Below are 15,361 nucleotides of genomic sequence, written 5' to 3'. Positions count from 1 at the left end.
GGAGGCTAGTATGGAAGGGTATTATTATTGCAGACATTGTGGGAGCAATGTAGGCTCCGTTACCGCAGAAAAAGTATATAGCGACGTTTTATTTCAACTAACAGAGCAAGAAGTAGTAGAGATGATTCATTTTCATGAGAATGGAAATATATATATAAAAACGATTTGTGAATCGTGTCAAGAAACGCTCGCATCTTATCCCGAGTATTATGAATATGAAAAATTTCTACAATAAAATGTTGTCGCTTTGGCATGTCCAAAGCATTTTTCTGTTTCCTTTTTCCAAAATATTTGCATAAAATATAGTAACTTGCTCTTTATGTTGAGAGGAGTTTTGAAAATGATAGGCTTATTAGAGCAGTTTTATAAAAATGAAGAGATACAATCGGTTATTAATGGGTTAGAAGATGGTTTAAAAGAGCAACTTGTATCAGGTATGGCAACATCTTCTCGTTCATTATTAATGGCAGCCTTATATAAAAAAACAAAAAAATCACAACTGATTGTGACGCACAATTTATACCAAGCACAAAAAGTACATGAGGATTTAGTGGCATTACTTGGTGAAAAAGATGTGTGGCTATATCCAGTAAATGAATTGATAGCATCAGAAGTTGGGGTTGCAAGTCCAGAATTGAAGGCACAGCGCATTGAAGTGTTAAATCGCTTAGCTGCGGGAGAGAATGGGATTATTGTAGCGCCAGTTGCAGGGCTGCGTAGATTTTTACCAATAAAAGAATTGTGGAAGCAAAGGCAAATTGAAATCAATCTAGGGCAAGAGATTGATTTAGATGCATTCTTGCATACTTTACATCATATTGGGTATGAGCGTAAGTCAATGGTAGAAGCTCCAGGGGAGTTCAGTTTGCGTGGGGGCATATTAGATATTTATCCATTAACTGAAGAATTACCATTTCGTATTGAATTTTTCGACACAGAAGTCGATTCTATTCGATTATTTGATGTGGATGAACAGCGCTCTCAAGATAAAAAGGAAAGTATTAGATTCGGACCAGCAACAGAGTTTTTATTTTCACAGGAAGAATTGAAAGCGGGAATTAAGCATCTTGAAGAAGGTTTAACTAAGACGATGCAAAAACTTTCCGATGATAAATTAAAGACTACAGTCCTTGAGACGGTAAGCCATGAAATTGAAATGTTGAAAAACGGGCAAAGTATAGAACAAATGTTTAAATATTTATCTATTTTCTATAAAGAACCTGCTAGTCTGATAGATTATTTACCAGAAGACGGTGTTGTCATTTTAGATGAGATTTCCCGCATTCAAGAAACAGCATCACATCTTGAAACAGAAGAGGCGGAATGGTATATATCACTTCTGGGCGAAGGAACAATTATTCAAGATTTATCTTTCTCACACTCATTTGAGGGGTTTCTTCATCATAAAAAAAGAAGTTTTGTATATTTAACGTTATTCTTACGCCATATAGCACATACACATCCGCAAAACATTGTGAATGTGACATGTAAAACAATGCAAGATTTCCATGGACAGATGCAGTTGTTAAAAACGGAAATTGATAGATGGAATGAAGGGCACTTTACGACCGTTGTGCTCGGAACAGATGATGAGCGTGTAAAAAAACTACAACACATTTTAAGTGATTATGATATTGAAGCGGATATTGTAGAAGGCACAGATATTTTATTGCCTGGAAGGTTACAAATTGCGGTAGGTGATTTACATGCAGGGTTTGAAATGCCGATGCAAAAGTTCGTTGTCATTACTGAAAAAGAGCTTTTTCATAAGAAAGTTAAAAAATCACAACGCAAGCAAAAGTTATCTAACGCTGAACGTATTAAAAGTTATTCGGAATTAAAAGTTGGAGACTATGTAGTTCATGTAAATCACGGTATAGGTAAATTTTTAGGTATTGAGACTTTAGAGATTAATGGTGTTCATAAAGATTATCTGAATATCAAATATCAAGGGAACGATAAGTTATACGTTCCGATTGAACAAATTGACCAAGTGCAAAAATATGTAGGATCTGAAGGTAAGGACCCAAAAGTTTATAAATTGGGCGGAAATGATTGGAAGAAAGTCAAAACAAAAGTTGAAAAGTCTGTACAAGACATAGCGGATGACTTAATTAAATTATATGCTGAGCGCGAGGCTTCAAAAGGTTATGCATATACACCAGATACGGCAGAACAGCAAGAATTTGAATCTTCTTTCCCGTATCAAGAGACAGAGGATCAATTACGTTCTATTGAAGAAATTAAGAAAGATATGGAACGCGGACGTCCGATGGATAGGCTTCTGTGCGGTGACGTAGGATACGGAAAGACGGAAGTAGCTATTCGTGCGGCATTTAAAGCAATTATGGATGAAAAGCAAGTTGCGATTTTAGTACCGACAACGATCCTTGCACAACAACACTATGAAACAATTCGAGAGCGTTTTCAAGATTATCCAATTAATATAGGTTTATTAAGTAGATTCCGCACGAGAAAACAGCAAAATGAAACGATTAAGGGCTTAAAAGATGGTACGGTAGATATTGTAATCGGAACGCATCGTATTTTATCTAAAGATGTTACGTATAAAGATTTAGGTCTCCTTATTATTGATGAAGAACAAAGATTTGGTGTGACGCATAAAGAAAAGATCAAACAATTGAAAGCAAATGTTGACGTATTAACATTAACGGCAACTCCGATTCCGCGTACACTCCATATGTCTATGCTTGGTGTGCGTGATTTGTCTGTTATTGAGACACCGCCAGAAAATCGTTTCCCGGTCCAAACGTATGTAGTAGAGTATAATCCGGCATTAATGCGAGAAGCGATAGAGCGAGAACTTGCAAGAGGTGGGCAAATTTACTTCCTGTATAACCGTGTGGAGGATATCGAAAGAAAAGCAGATGAAATTTCGATGTTAGTTCCAGATGCTCGTGTAACATACGCACATGGAAAAATGAACGAAAGCGAATTAGAGTCTGTCATGCTATCGTTTTTAGAGGGGCAGCATGATGTTCTTGTAAGTACAACAATTATTGAGACGGGTGTAGATATTCCAAATGTAAATACATTAATTGTATTCGATGCAGATCGTATGGGATTATCGCAGTTGTATCAGCTTCGTGGGCGTGTTGGGCGTTCTAATCGTGTCGCATATGCATATTTTGCATACAAACGAGATAAAGTGTTATCAGAAGTTGCAGAGAAGCGTCTGCAAGCAATTAAAGAGTTTACAGAGCTGGGATCTGGTTTCAAAATTGCGATGAGAGACTTATCTATTCGTGGTGCTGGTAACTTATTAGGGGCAGAACAACATGGATTTATTGATTCTGTCGGATTTGACCTGTATTCTCAAATGTTAAAAGATGCAATTGAACAGCGCAGAGGGACAGACGGAGTTGAGAATACAGTTAATGTTGAAATTGACTTGGAAGTAGATGCATATTTACCAGATGCTTATATTTCAGATAGTAAGCAAAAAATTATGATGTACAAACAATTTAGAGGTGTTTCTACAATCGAGGATATTGAAGAATTACAGGAAGAAATGATCGATAGATTTGGTGATTACCCGCAAGAAGTTGGTTATTTATTACAAATTGCAAATATTAAAGTATTGGCAATGAAAGAACAAATCGAGTTGATTAAGCAAAATAAATTTGAAGTAACAATCCTGTTCTCAGAACAAGCGAGCCAAAATATTGATGGTGGAAAATTATTCATGCTTGGAAATAGTTTTGGTCGTATGATTGGTCTTGGAATGGAAGGATCACAATTGAAAATCGTTATGAAAACGAATGGATTAGAGACATCAAAGTGGTTAACAATTGCTGAAAATTTATTAAAAGGCTTACCAGATGTAAAAAAAGAAGTAATAAATGCCTAATATAAGATAAAAAATACAATTCGACGTGCATAGAAGAACTAATGTGTAAAATACTATGTCTAACAGTTGGTGATTTTTACATGAACAGGTAAATTCACCACTTTGATCATCAGTAGAAAGTGAGGCAGCATTAGAATGAAAGCAACTGGAATCGTACGTCGAATTGATGATTTAGGCAGGGTAGTAATCCCGAAGGAAATTCGTAGAACTTTACGTATTCGAGAAGGAGACCCACTAGAAATATTTGTTGATCGCGATGGGGAAGTAATTTTGAAGAAATATTCTCCAATTAGTGAATTAGGTGATTTTGCAAAAGAATATGCAGATGCTTTATACGATAGTTTAGGACATAATGTGCTTGTGTGCGATCGAGATTCTATTATCGCAGTATCAGGTGTATCCAAAAAAGAATACTTAAATAAAAGTGTAGGGGATCTAATTGAAAAAACGATGGAAGAACGAAAGTCTGTTATTATGACGGACGAAAGTGATATTTCCATTATCGATGGTGTAACAGAAAAGGTTCATTCTTATACAGTTGGACCGATTGTTGCAAATGGAGACCCAATTGGAGCTGTCATCATTTTTTCAAAAGAAGCTATTATAAGTGAAATAGAGCATAAAGCGGTCAATACTGCGGCCAGTTTCTTAGCGAAACAAATGGAACAGTAAGAATATATAATTTTAGAAGTAGCAATCTTTCCTAATTATGATATTTCTTTTTGAGAAATCAATTATTTGGAGATATATGTATATTGAAAAAAGGTAGCGCTTTGCTACCTTTTTTCGTTGAACATTTTCTAGTGTTGCATGAACTTATTATCACTCGTTGGGGTAAGGGAGCTTGTTCTTTTCTTTATGATATAATACGAGGGGTGAGAATAGAAAAAGGAGTTTTCTTGTATGGAAGCGAAGAAGTATCAAGCCTTTTGGCGTGGGGCTATTATATTAACAATCGCAAGTTTTATTACGAAAGTATTAAGCGCTTTTTACCGTATTCCATATCAAAATATAGCGGGTGATATTGGATTTTATATTTACCAACAAATTTATCCTTTTTATGGATTTTGTTTAATTTTAGCTACTTATGGGTTCCCTATTATAATTTCAAAAATGGTCGCGGAACGATTAGAGCGAGGGAAGCAAAAAGAAGCAGAAGAAATTATTTGTGTATCTTTTTGGTTTTTATTAGGAATTGGTTTCATAGGCTTTTTTACATTGTTCTTTGGCGCTGAAACAATTGCAACAGCTATGGGCGATATACACTTAGATAAGTTATTACGTGTTATTTCGTTTTCATTCATATTGATGCCATTTTTATCTGTAGCAAGAGGATATTTTCAGGGGTTTAATAATATGATGCCAACGGCTGTTTCGCAAGTGATAGAACAAACCATTCGGGTTTCTATTATTGTATTTTTATCCCTATTTCTAATTGCTCACGGATTTGATTTATATACAGTTGGTGCAGGTGCTATGTTAGGTTCAATTGCGGGTGGACTGATTGGGATTATTGTACTTTTACTTTATATGCGTCGTGATTTTCGTTCTATATTCTTCAAAAGTTTGAAGAATATTAGGGGGAAAGGAAGGATAATTAAAATCCTTTTTTGGCAAGGATTAGCAATTTGTGTTAGTAACTTGGTGCTTATTTTTATACAAATGGCTGATTCTGTTTCCTTTTATTCTTTACTTATTGGGGCGGGAGAACAAGCTGAAAGTGCAAAGGTATTAAAAGGTGTCTATGACAGAAGTATCCCTCTCATGCAGCTAGGCACTGTCGTGACAACTTCTTTCTCGTTGTCACTTATTCCGATTATTACAGCAGCTAAGGAAAGAGGAGATCTTTCCTTTATTCAAGAAAAGGTAAAGTTAGCAATGAAAATAACGTTCGTAATTGGATTTGCAGCTGCCATTGGATTAACTTGTATTATTCAACCTACGAATATTATGTTGTTTGAAAATAGTGATGGATCAGATGTTTTATCCATTTTATCTTTATCTATTTTATTTAGTTCATTGTCAATTACAACCGCTTCTATTTTACAAGGTTTGGGACAAACGTTAAAACCAGCAATATTTGTTGTATTTGGGGGTAGTTTAAAGTTAGCCTTAAACTACATACTAATGCCGCATTTTGGTGTGAAGGGAGCTGCAATTGCAACCTTAGTTGCGCTAATTGTCATTTCAATGCTAAATAGTGTACTACTTATGCGAGCAGTATCGGAATCGCTTATCGATAAGCGGAATATGCTAGGTGTAGTTATTAGTGGTATTGGTATGGGATTTGTATTAATAATGTTTATCCGTGTGTTGCAAATGTCTGGATTAGTAATTGATGCAGGGCATAGAGGAATTGCAACACTTGAAGCGTTATTAGGTGTAGCCATCGGCGGATCAACATATTTGTTTTTCATTTTAAAATTACGTGTATTTACAAAAAAAGAGCTAGGAACTGTTATGAAACAAGAGAAAAAAGAAGGTTCATTGAAGAAGAGTGGATAGAGGTGGCAGATTGTGAGTGGAATCATTACTATTTTGGGCCTAGGTGCTGGTGAGTTAGATCAGTTAACGATGGGTGTATATCGAAAAATAAAAGAAGCGGATCATATGTTTGTTAGAACGAAGGAACATCCCGTTATAGAAGAATTAGAGAGCGAAGGTATACAATATACGGCTTTTGACAATGTATATGAAGCGCATGATACATTTGAAATTGTATATGAAACAATTGCGAATACATTGCTAGAACAAGCTAAAGGTACAGAAATCATCTACGCTGTTCCAGGGCACCCGCTAGTAGCGGAAAGAACAGTTCAGCTACTGTTGGAAAAAGGAGAAATAGCAAATGTTGAAGTGCGGATTGAAGGTGGACAAAGCTTCCTTGATCCGATGTTCGCAAGTCTGAAAATCGATCCGATTGAAGGGTTCCAACTAATTGACGCTACATCATTTGAAAGAGGGCAATTAGAATTACGTCAACATTTAATCTTTTGCCAAGTGTATGATGCGTTCGTTGCTTCAGATGTGAAGTTAACATTAATGGAAATGTTACCGGATGATTATGAAGTGTATATCGTAACAGCTGCAGGAACTTCGTTCGAACAAGTTAAAAAGGTACCATTGTACATGTTAGATCATGAAACAGAATTGAATAATTTAACGAGTGTATATGTACCACCAGTTCAGGAACGTGCGTCCTTGTATCAACAGTTTGATGTGCTTAGAGAAATTATTGCAGACCTTCGTGGGCCAAATGGTTGTCCGTGGGATAAAAAGCAAACACATCAATCTTTAAAGAAGTATTTAATTGAGGAAGCTTATGAAGTATTAGAAGCAATTGATGAAGAGGACGATGATCATTTAGTAGAGGAACTAGGCGATGTATTATTACAAGTTATGCTTCATGCCCAAATTGGGGAGGATGAAGGTTGGTTCTCTATAGATGATATTATTCGAACTCTATCTGAGAAAATGGTTCGTCGCCATCCACATGTATTTGGAAATACGGATGTAAATAATGCCGATGAAGTGATTGCTAATTGGGAAGAAATTAAAAAACAAGAAAAAGGATCTGTGAAAGAATCTGTTTTAAATGGAGTTCCAAAAAGTTTGCCGCAGCTACTACGTGCTTATGAAATTCAGAAGGAAGCCGGCAAGGTAGGATTTGATTGGGCAGATGTGCAACCGATGATTGAAAAAGCCATAGAAGAATGGCAAGAGTTCCAACAAGAAGTTGTGAACATGGATGTGGAAAAGATGTTAGGTGAATTTGGTGATTTATTATTTGCGTTTGTTAATATAGCCCGCCATTATAAAATAGACCCAGAAGAGGCGTTACGTTCAACTAATGAGAAATTTATCGGTCGTTTTTTATACATGGAAGCAAAAGTAGCTGAAATGAATAAAGAAATGCAAGATTTATCACTAGAACAGTTAGATGTTTTATGGGAAGAGGCAAAACAAACAGAGCGTTAATAGGGGGATTTTATATGCGTCTAGATAAGTTTTTAAAAGTATCACGTTTAATTAAAAGAAGAACATTAGCGAAAGAAGTAGCTGACCAAGGAAGAATATCAATTAATGGTCAAGTGGCAAAAGCAAGTTCAGATGTGAAAGTGGCTGATGAATTAACAATTCGTTTTGGTCAAAAAATAGTAACTGTAAAAATAAATGAATTGAAAGAAACGACTAAAAAAGAAGATGCAGCAAATATGTATAGCTTAATTCGCGAAGAAAAAGTAAAAGCGGAAGAAGGCTTGTTCTAAAATTGGTTATCCTTCCATACATTACTATTAGCTAGTATAAATCTATGGGGGGATTTACGTGAATAATGGTTACTCACCTATGTCTTCTAATCAACAAAACGTTTCTGTAGAGCATGATATTGTTATGCGTGGCAGGCGTGTAATCGATATTACTGGTGTAAAGCAGGTAGAGAGTTTTGATAGCGAAGAGTTTTTACTCGAGACTGTAATGGGTTTTTTAACAATTCGTGGTCAAAATTTACAAATGAAAAATTTAGATGTAGAAAAAGGTGTTGTATCGATTAAAGGTAAAGTTCATGAAATGCTGTATATTGATGAGAATCAAGGGGAGAAAACTAAAGGTTTCTTTAGTAAGTTGTTTAAATGAGTCTAACAATTCAGCTGTATACAATGCTTTCAATGATTGGAATGGGTGCTTGGATTGGAGCGTCTTTAGATACATATCAACGGTTTTTAAAGCGTTCAGAACGTAAACGTTGGCTTGTATTTATACATGATATACTATTTTGGATTGTCCAAGCATTATTCGTTTTCTATGTATTGCTTCTTGTAAATGAGGCTGAACTACGTATATATGTGTTTTTGGCATTATTATGTGGTTTTGCAGCATATCAAAGCATGTTGAAAGCATTATACATGAAGATGTTAAATTTTCTCATCTATATTTTTGTACAAACAACACACTTTTTTGTTCGAATTATACAGCTACTCGTGATAAAACCTGTTATTATTATAGCGCAGCTATTTATTGCATTTATATTATTCTTATTTCGTATACTGCTTTCAATTGGACATGTGTTATGGAAAATGGTGATTTGGATATTACTTTTCATATGGAAAGTTTTTTTCTGGCCTGTTCGATTTATTGCTTCGCTCATATGGAAACTTCTCCCTAATCGTGTTAAACTTTTTATAATGAAACATGTAGGGTTCCTGCAATATATAGCAAAATTGAAGGGACATATCTTCCAATTATGGGAGCGTATAAAAAAGAAGTTAGGGGGACCTCGGAAATGAGGGAACTGAGACAAAGAACAATCGAAAAACAGAGTCCAAATCCTGTTAAAGAGCATATAATACAAACGGATGAGAACAGGAAGCGACTTTATCGCCGTTTAGCGGTTTTTCTTGTCTTTGCTTTTACAATTATTGCGAGTATTAGTGTAACGTTTTATCAACAAAACAGTTCCATTAAAGCAAAAGAAGCAAAAGTTAAGGACATGAAAAAAGAACTGGATTCATTAACGAATAAAGAAAAGAGTCTAAAAGACGAAGTTCAAAAGTTAAATGATGAAGAGTACGTATTAAAGATTGCTAGAAGGGATTATTTCTTCTCTGGAAAAGGGGAGATAATTTTTCCTGTTTCTAAGTAGAGTATGTCTTATTGACACTATATTTTAGGATTATATATAATAAAGTAAAATTTGACTTTTTAACCACTAAGGAGGAGCATTTTTTTTATGTCAATCGAGGTAGGCAGCAAGTTACAGGGTAAAGTAACAGGTATTACAAATTTTGGGGCTTTTGTGGAGCTGCCAGAAGGCTTAACAGGTCTTGTTCATATTAGTGAAGTTGCTGATAATTATGTGAAAGATATTAACGATCACTTAAAAGTGGGCGACCAAGTAGAAGTAAAAGTTATTAACGTTGAAAAAGATGGCAAGATTGGTCTATCTATTAAGAAAGCGAAAGAGCGCGAAAAAACAGAAGGAGATCGTCCACGTGGTGAATATCAACGCGGTGGTGATCAACAACGTTCTGGACGTCCACAACGTAATAATCGTTCTTTCAATAGAGATAATCGCGGTGGCGGTAACGACCGAGCTCCAAAAGAAACATTTGAGCAAAAGATGGCGCGCTTTTTAAAAGATAGTGAAGATCGTTTAACTTCTTTAAAGCGTAACACAGAATCTAAACGTGGTGGCCGTGGCGCACGTCGCGGATAATACGACCGTTTAATTCTTGACATATAGAGAGGTACCCAGAGCGATTGCTCGGGGTGCTTTTTTATATGGGAAAATATATTTTTAAAAAAGTTTTCAAGATGTGTTGACTTTAAATTGTATCTGATGTAAGATACTAATTGTCCGTTAAATAAGACGACATGGCGGTGTAGCTCAGCTGGCTAGAGCGTACGGTTCATACCCGTGAGGTCGGGGGTTCGATCCCCTCCGCCGCTATATTTATTTTAACGGCCCGTTGGTCAAGTGGTTAAGACACCGCCCTTTCACGGCGGTAACACGGGTTCGAATCCCGTACGGGTCATCTAAAAAGATCATGCAAATGTGCATGATCTTTTTTTGTTAAATAAATTAAGATATACAATACTTCTACAAAATTATCCTATATTTTCTGAATGTTCAATCAAAATATTAGGGATAAATTACATACTGTGTATATATGTAGAGTTATTTCAAATAAAAAGTCGAACGATTATAAAAGTGAAAACTGTTGTTTTGACAAAAATCCCAATAATCATCTTTTATAATGACAGTAATTAAACTATGCAGGTGGTGTTAAAAATATGCCTAAAGCAGGAAGGAATACTATGAATACAAGTGCATTGGCAATGGATGAGAGTCAGCTTGGAACAATAAAGTGGACGAGTAAGTTGCGAATGAAGTTTGAACAGGTTTTCTTTAGATGGGGATTTATTATTGTTGTTATTGGTTTTCTTTTGGGACGAGCATATATATTAACAAACATTTTACCGTTTGCACTGCCATTTTTTGCTGCTGTTTATGTTATGAAGCGGGATAAAATGCCGCTCGCGTTCTTAGCTCTAATGGGAGGAGCGCTTTCCGTTTCGATAGATAATTTATTTTTTACTTTTGCATCTATTTTTACTTTCTTCATTTATAATATCTTCTTTAGTCGATTTACACGTAAAACGGTCGGACTTGTTCCATTCCAAGTATTTATCTCCGCATTAACCGCACACTTAGTTGTTGTCTATTTTGCACAACAGACTGTCACCATGTACGATTTACTTGTTAGTACGATTGAGGCGGGGCTTAGCTTTGTATTAACTATGATATTTTTACAAAGTGTTCCGCTTTTAGTAGAAAGGAAAGGAAAACAACAAGCATTAGAGACAGAAGAAATAGTTTGTTTAATTATATTACTAGCATCTGTATTAACGGGTACAACAGATTGGTTTGTATATGATGCTTCGATTCAACATATTTTCACTAGGTATTTAGTACTAGTGTTTGCATTTATTGCTGGCGCTGCCACCGGTTCTACAGTGGGGGTTGTTACTGGATTAATATTAAGTTTAGCGAATGTGTCTAGCTTGTCTCAGCTTAGTTTACTTGCCTTTTCTGGATTACTTGGTGGGTTGTTAAAAGAAGGGAAGCGTCTAGGTGTTAGTTTAGGTTTATTAATTGGGACAAGCTTGATTACGCTATATGTAGACAAGCAAACAAATATCGTAACAACTTTAATTGAATCTGGTGTGGCGATTATGTTCTTCTTATTAACGCCGAAACTTGTTGTGGATCGTATTGCTAAATTTATGCCAGGTACACAGGAACATTCGCAAGATCAACAACAATATCTAAGAAGAATGCGTGATGTTACAGCGAACAAAATTAATCAATTTGCAAATGTGTTTGCCGCTTTATCTAATAGCTTTTCTGTATATGGGTACGTGGAGGAGGAAGATAAGGAGACAGAGGCGGATTTGTTCTTAAGTACAATTACTGCAAAAACATGTCAAACATGTTTTAAAAAGGATCAATGCTGGGTAGTTAATTTCGATAAAACATACGATTATATGAAACAAATCATGAATGAAACAGAAGAAGGGACGTTACAACATAATCGGAAGTTAGTTCGTGAATGGGACAAGCATTGTGTGCGAGGAAAAAAAGTGACAGATTTAGTAGCGGGCGAATTAGATCACTTCTATGAAGGACAGAAATTACGAAAACAAATGAAAGAAAATCGTAGAATAGTAGCGGAACAATTATTAGGTGTATCGAAAGTTATGGAGGATTTCGCTAAGGAAATACAAAAAGAACGAGAAAATCATCAAGTACAGGAAGAACAGATTTTGCAAGCGTTTCGTGATTTCGGTGTAGAAGTGGAGCATGTTGATATTTATTGTTTGGATAGAGGGAGCATTGATATTGAAATGTTGATTCCGGCTGCATCTAATGAACATGGAGAATGTGAAAAATTAGTTGCGCCGATGCTTTCTGATATTCTAAAAGAAAATATCGTTGTGAAGCATGAAGAAAAATCTTCTTATCCAAATGGGCACAGTTTAATATCATTTGGTTCAGCAAAGACGTACTCTCTTGATACAGGGTTGGCCACAGCTGCAAAAGGTGGTGGGTTCGTTTCGGGTGATTCTTATGCGATGATGGATTTAAGTGTCGGTAAGTATGCGCTTGCGATTAGTGATGGTATGGGAAATGGGCAAAGAGCTCATATGGAGAGTAAGGAAACGGTAAAATTATTACAAAAAATACTTCAATCAGGTATTGATGAGGAAATAGCAATTAAATCTATTAATTCAATTCTTTCTTTAAGAACGACAGAAGAGATGTTTACGACGTTGGACTTAGCTATGGTAGATTTACGGGATGCGAGTGCAAAGTTTTTAAAGATTGGATCAACGCCGAGCTTTGTTAAGCGCGCAAATAATATTTTGAAAATTGAGGCAAGTAATTTGCCAATGGGAATTATTGAAGATGTTGAAGTTGATGTGGTGGGTGAGCAATTAAAAACAGGCGATATCCTTATTATGATGAGCGATGGGATTTTTGAGGGAGCGCAACATGTGGAAAATCATGAACTATGGATGAAACGAAAAATTAAAGAATTGCAAACCGAAGATCCGCAAGAAATTGCAGATATTATTATGGAGGAAGTAATTCGATCTGGTGATGGTTATATAAACGACGATATGACTATTGTTGTGGCGAAAGTAAAGAAAAATATGCCGAAGTGGGCTACGATTCCAATTGTAGGGATGCAGGCGCAATAAAGAATTGCTTTATTCAATGGGGGTGTTTGGCCACTACTGATTAATATAGTCTATTTACAAAAAAACCTAGGTGGATGCCTAGGTTTTTTGCTTTAAAAGATAATGTTATTATTTTTGTGAATATACATGAAGGATGTAAGATAAAAATGTAATTTTTGTATATCTTTTTTTTGCACAATGTTTGTAAAAGTTGTACCATTATAGACAAGGTAACTAACGTTGCTGTTCTTGTTTAATGAAAGGTGATTACGAAGTTGAAAGATACATTTGTTGAAAAGGTAGATGACTTTGTAAAGCAGCATGATGTATTAAAGGAACGTTCAACAATTGTTGTAGGAGTTTCTGGTGGTCCTGACTCTTTGGCTCTTTTATATTATTTGTTAGAAAAAAGAGAGGCAAAACAGTTGAAAATTGTAGTAGCGCATGTAGACCATATGTTTAGAGGCGATGAATCTCATGAGGACCTACAGTTTGTGCAGAGTCTTTGTAAAGGGCTGGGAGTTATTTGTGAAACGATAAGAATTAACGTGTCGCAATATCAACAGCAATACGGGATGAATGCGCAGGTTGCTGCTAGAGAATGCAGATATGCATTTTTGGAAAGAATAATGAAGGAATATGATGCGAGATATGTAGCTCTTGGGCATCATGGAGATGATCAAGTAGAGACAATTTTAATGCGTCTTGTACGAGGGAGTACTCCAAAAGGGTATGCAGGAATTGCAGTGAAGCGTCCTTTTCATAATGGATATTTAATTAGGCCTTTACTTGGAGTAACGAAGGAAGAAATTATTGATTACTGTAATAAGCTAAATGTAATTCCCCGTATAGATCCGAGTAATAAAAAGGAAGTATATACAAGGAATCGATTACGTAAATATGTTCTTCCTCATTTGAAAGAAGAAAACCCACAAGTGCATGAGAAATTTCAAAAATTTAGCGTGCAGATGCAAGAGGATGAGGCGTATTTGCAGGAATTAGCTTTTGAGAAAATGAATAAAGTAATTACAAAAAAAAGTGATAAACAAATTAGCTTATCAATTCCTGCCTTCGAATCCATGTCTTTGCCTTTACAAAGGAGAGGGATTCAACTAATATTAAACTATCTTTATGAATATAAGATTCCGTCTTCTCTTTCTTCTATACATATTGACAAAGTGATTGAGTTTTTTAAGCGGATACAACCTTCGGGTTCACTTGATTTCCCAGGTGATTTAAAAATTGTCCGCACATACGAGGAGTGTAGCTTTAGATTTAAACAAGAAATTGTTTCTCCTTTTTCGCAAGATTTATCAGTACCCGGGACAATTACATTATCGAACGGTGATAAACTTGTAACAGAGGTGAGCGAAGATATACCAAGTAACATGAATGAAACAGTATTTGTTGCTAAGTATAATGATATATCATATCCACTTCGTATTCGGTCTAGAGAAAATGGAGATCGCATGTCAATACAAGGTATGGATGGCACAAAAAAGATAAAAGCTATTTTTATCGAAGCGAAAGTACCAAAAGAAAAAAGGGAAGAATGGCCGGTCGTTTGTGATGCAAGTGGAAATATTATTTGGGTACCCTTGTTGAAGCGATCTGCATTTGCTATTTCGAAAGAAATAGCAAAGAAGGATAAATATATGATTATTCACTACAAAAGCAAGGAGTCTTCCGGGAGGATAATGAAATGATGAATCAAGATATCGAAAAAGTATTAATTTCTGAAGAACAAATACAAGAAAAGGTGCGCGAATTAGGTGCAATTATTGCAGAGGATTACAAAAACACAGTACCTCTTGCAATTGGTGTATTAAAGGGTGCAATGCCATTTATGGCAGATTTATTAAAGAGAACAGATACATATCTTGAAATGGATTTTATGGCTGTATCTAGTTACGGTCACTCTACAGTTTCAACAGGTGAAGTGAAAATTTTAAAAGACCTTGATACTTCTGTAGAAGGTCGCGACATTTTAATCGTTGAAGATATTATTGATAGCGGTCTTACGCTAAGCTACTTAGTGGACCTGTTCAAATATCGTAAAGCGAAGTCTGTAAAAATTGTTACGTTATTAGATAAGCCTACAGGCCGTAAGGTTGATCTGAAAGCGGATTACGTTGGATTTACTGTTCCGCATGAATTCGTTGTAGGATATGGGTTAGATTATAAAGAGCAGTACCGTAATCTTCCTTATGTGGGAGTATTAAAACCAAGCGTTTACTCAAATTAATT

At 35.6% G+C, this 15,361-nt stretch carries 13 protein-coding genes and 2 tRNA genes; all 15 read left to right on the top strand.

All coding sequences use genetic code 11. From position 1 onward, the window contains the following. Nucleotides 1–10 precede the first annotated feature (10 nt). The 15 genes from ACQKNI_RS25495 (at nt 11) to hpt (ending at nt 15,359) form a co-directional block, all read left to right on the top strand. A complete protein-coding gene (locus tag ACQKNI_RS25495; protein WP_000399441.1) occupies nt 11–235 on the top strand; it encodes an anti-sigma-F factor Fin family protein in 225 nt (74 codons plus the stop codon). Nucleotides 236–340: 105 nt separating this feature from the next. Then, nucleotides 341–3,871, top strand: a complete 3,531-nt coding sequence (gene mfd, locus ACQKNI_RS25490) for a transcription-repair coupling factor (RefSeq protein WP_088233031.1) — start codon at nt 341–343, stop codon at nt 3,869–3,871. A gap of 135 nt (nt 3,872–4,006) precedes the next feature. Continuing rightward, nucleotides 4,007–4,543 carry a stage V sporulation protein T gene (gene spoVT / locus ACQKNI_RS25485; RefSeq protein ID WP_000648302.1) on the top strand — a complete coding sequence of 179 codons (537 nt, stop codon included), beginning with the start codon at nt 4,007–4,009 and terminating at the stop codon, nt 4,541–4,543. 231 nt (nt 4,544–4,774) lie between these two features. Beyond that, a complete protein-coding gene (locus ACQKNI_RS25480; protein WP_088233032.1) occupies nt 4,775–6,376 on the top strand; it encodes a putative polysaccharide biosynthesis protein in 1,602 nt (533 codons plus the stop codon). Between the two features lie 12 nt (nt 6,377–6,388). Further along, nucleotides 6,389–7,849, top strand: a complete 1,461-nt coding sequence (gene mazG / locus ACQKNI_RS25475) for a nucleoside triphosphate pyrophosphohydrolase (protein WP_280147498.1) — start codon at nt 6,389–6,391, stop codon at nt 7,847–7,849. A gap of 14 nt (nt 7,850–7,863) precedes the next feature. After that, complete coding sequence (locus tag ACQKNI_RS25470; protein ID WP_088233034.1) at nt 7,864–8,139, top strand: RNA-binding S4 domain-containing protein; 276 nt, start codon at nt 7,864–7,866, stop codon at nt 8,137–8,139. A 58-nt stretch (nt 8,140–8,197) separates the two neighbouring features. After that, nucleotides 8,198–8,506, top strand: coding sequence for a sporulation protein YabP (yabP, locus tag ACQKNI_RS25465; RefSeq protein WP_001059102.1), 309 nt, complete (start codon nt 8,198–8,200; stop codon nt 8,504–8,506). Beyond that, nucleotides 8,503–9,156: a spore cortex biosynthesis protein YabQ gene (gene yabQ / locus ACQKNI_RS25460; RefSeq protein ID WP_088233035.1), complete on the top strand. Its 654-nt coding sequence runs from the start codon at nt 8,503–8,505 to the stop codon at nt 9,154–9,156. Before yabP ends, yabQ begins: the two co-directional genes overlap by 4 nt. Next, complete coding sequence (gene divIC / locus ACQKNI_RS25455; RefSeq protein ID WP_001208736.1) at nt 9,153–9,512, top strand: cell division protein DivIC; 360 nt, start codon at nt 9,153–9,155, stop codon at nt 9,510–9,512. The genes yabQ and divIC overlap by 4 nt, the downstream gene beginning before the upstream one ends. A gap of 87 nt (nt 9,513–9,599) precedes the next feature. Further along, nucleotides 9,600–10,085, top strand: coding sequence for a S1 domain-containing RNA-binding protein (locus tag ACQKNI_RS25450; protein ID WP_000021451.1), 486 nt, complete (start codon nt 9,600–9,602; stop codon nt 10,083–10,085). A 160-nt stretch (nt 10,086–10,245) separates the two neighbouring features. Then, nucleotides 10,246–10,319: transfer RNA gene (locus ACQKNI_RS25445), tRNA-Met, on the top strand. Between the two features lie 13 nt (nt 10,320–10,332). After that, nucleotides 10,333–10,404, top strand: a tRNA-Glu gene (locus tag ACQKNI_RS25440). A 259-nt stretch (nt 10,405–10,663) separates the two neighbouring features. After that, complete coding sequence (spoIIE, locus tag ACQKNI_RS25435; RefSeq protein WP_140417518.1) at nt 10,664–13,135, top strand: stage II sporulation protein E; 2,472 nt, start codon at nt 10,664–10,666, stop codon at nt 13,133–13,135. 254 nt (nt 13,136–13,389) lie between these two features. Then, a complete protein-coding gene (gene tilS / locus ACQKNI_RS25430; RefSeq protein ID WP_088233036.1) occupies nt 13,390–14,820 on the top strand; it encodes a tRNA lysidine(34) synthetase TilS in 1,431 nt (476 codons plus the stop codon). Beyond that, nucleotides 14,817–15,359 carry a hypoxanthine phosphoribosyltransferase gene (hpt, locus tag ACQKNI_RS25425; RefSeq protein WP_000981842.1) on the top strand — a complete coding sequence of 181 codons (543 nt, stop codon included), beginning with the start codon at nt 14,817–14,819 and terminating at the stop codon, nt 15,357–15,359. Before tilS ends, hpt begins: the two co-directional genes overlap by 4 nt. The last annotated feature ends 2 nt before the right edge of the window (nt 15,360–15,361 follow it).

The organism is Bacillus sp. NPDC094064, assembly GCF_050279585.1.
Taxonomy (GTDB): Bacteria; Bacillota; Bacilli; order Bacillales; family Bacillaceae_G; genus Bacillus_A.
Note: the sequence above shows the minus strand (reverse complement) of the source record. Positions and strands in the feature narration are given on the sequence as shown.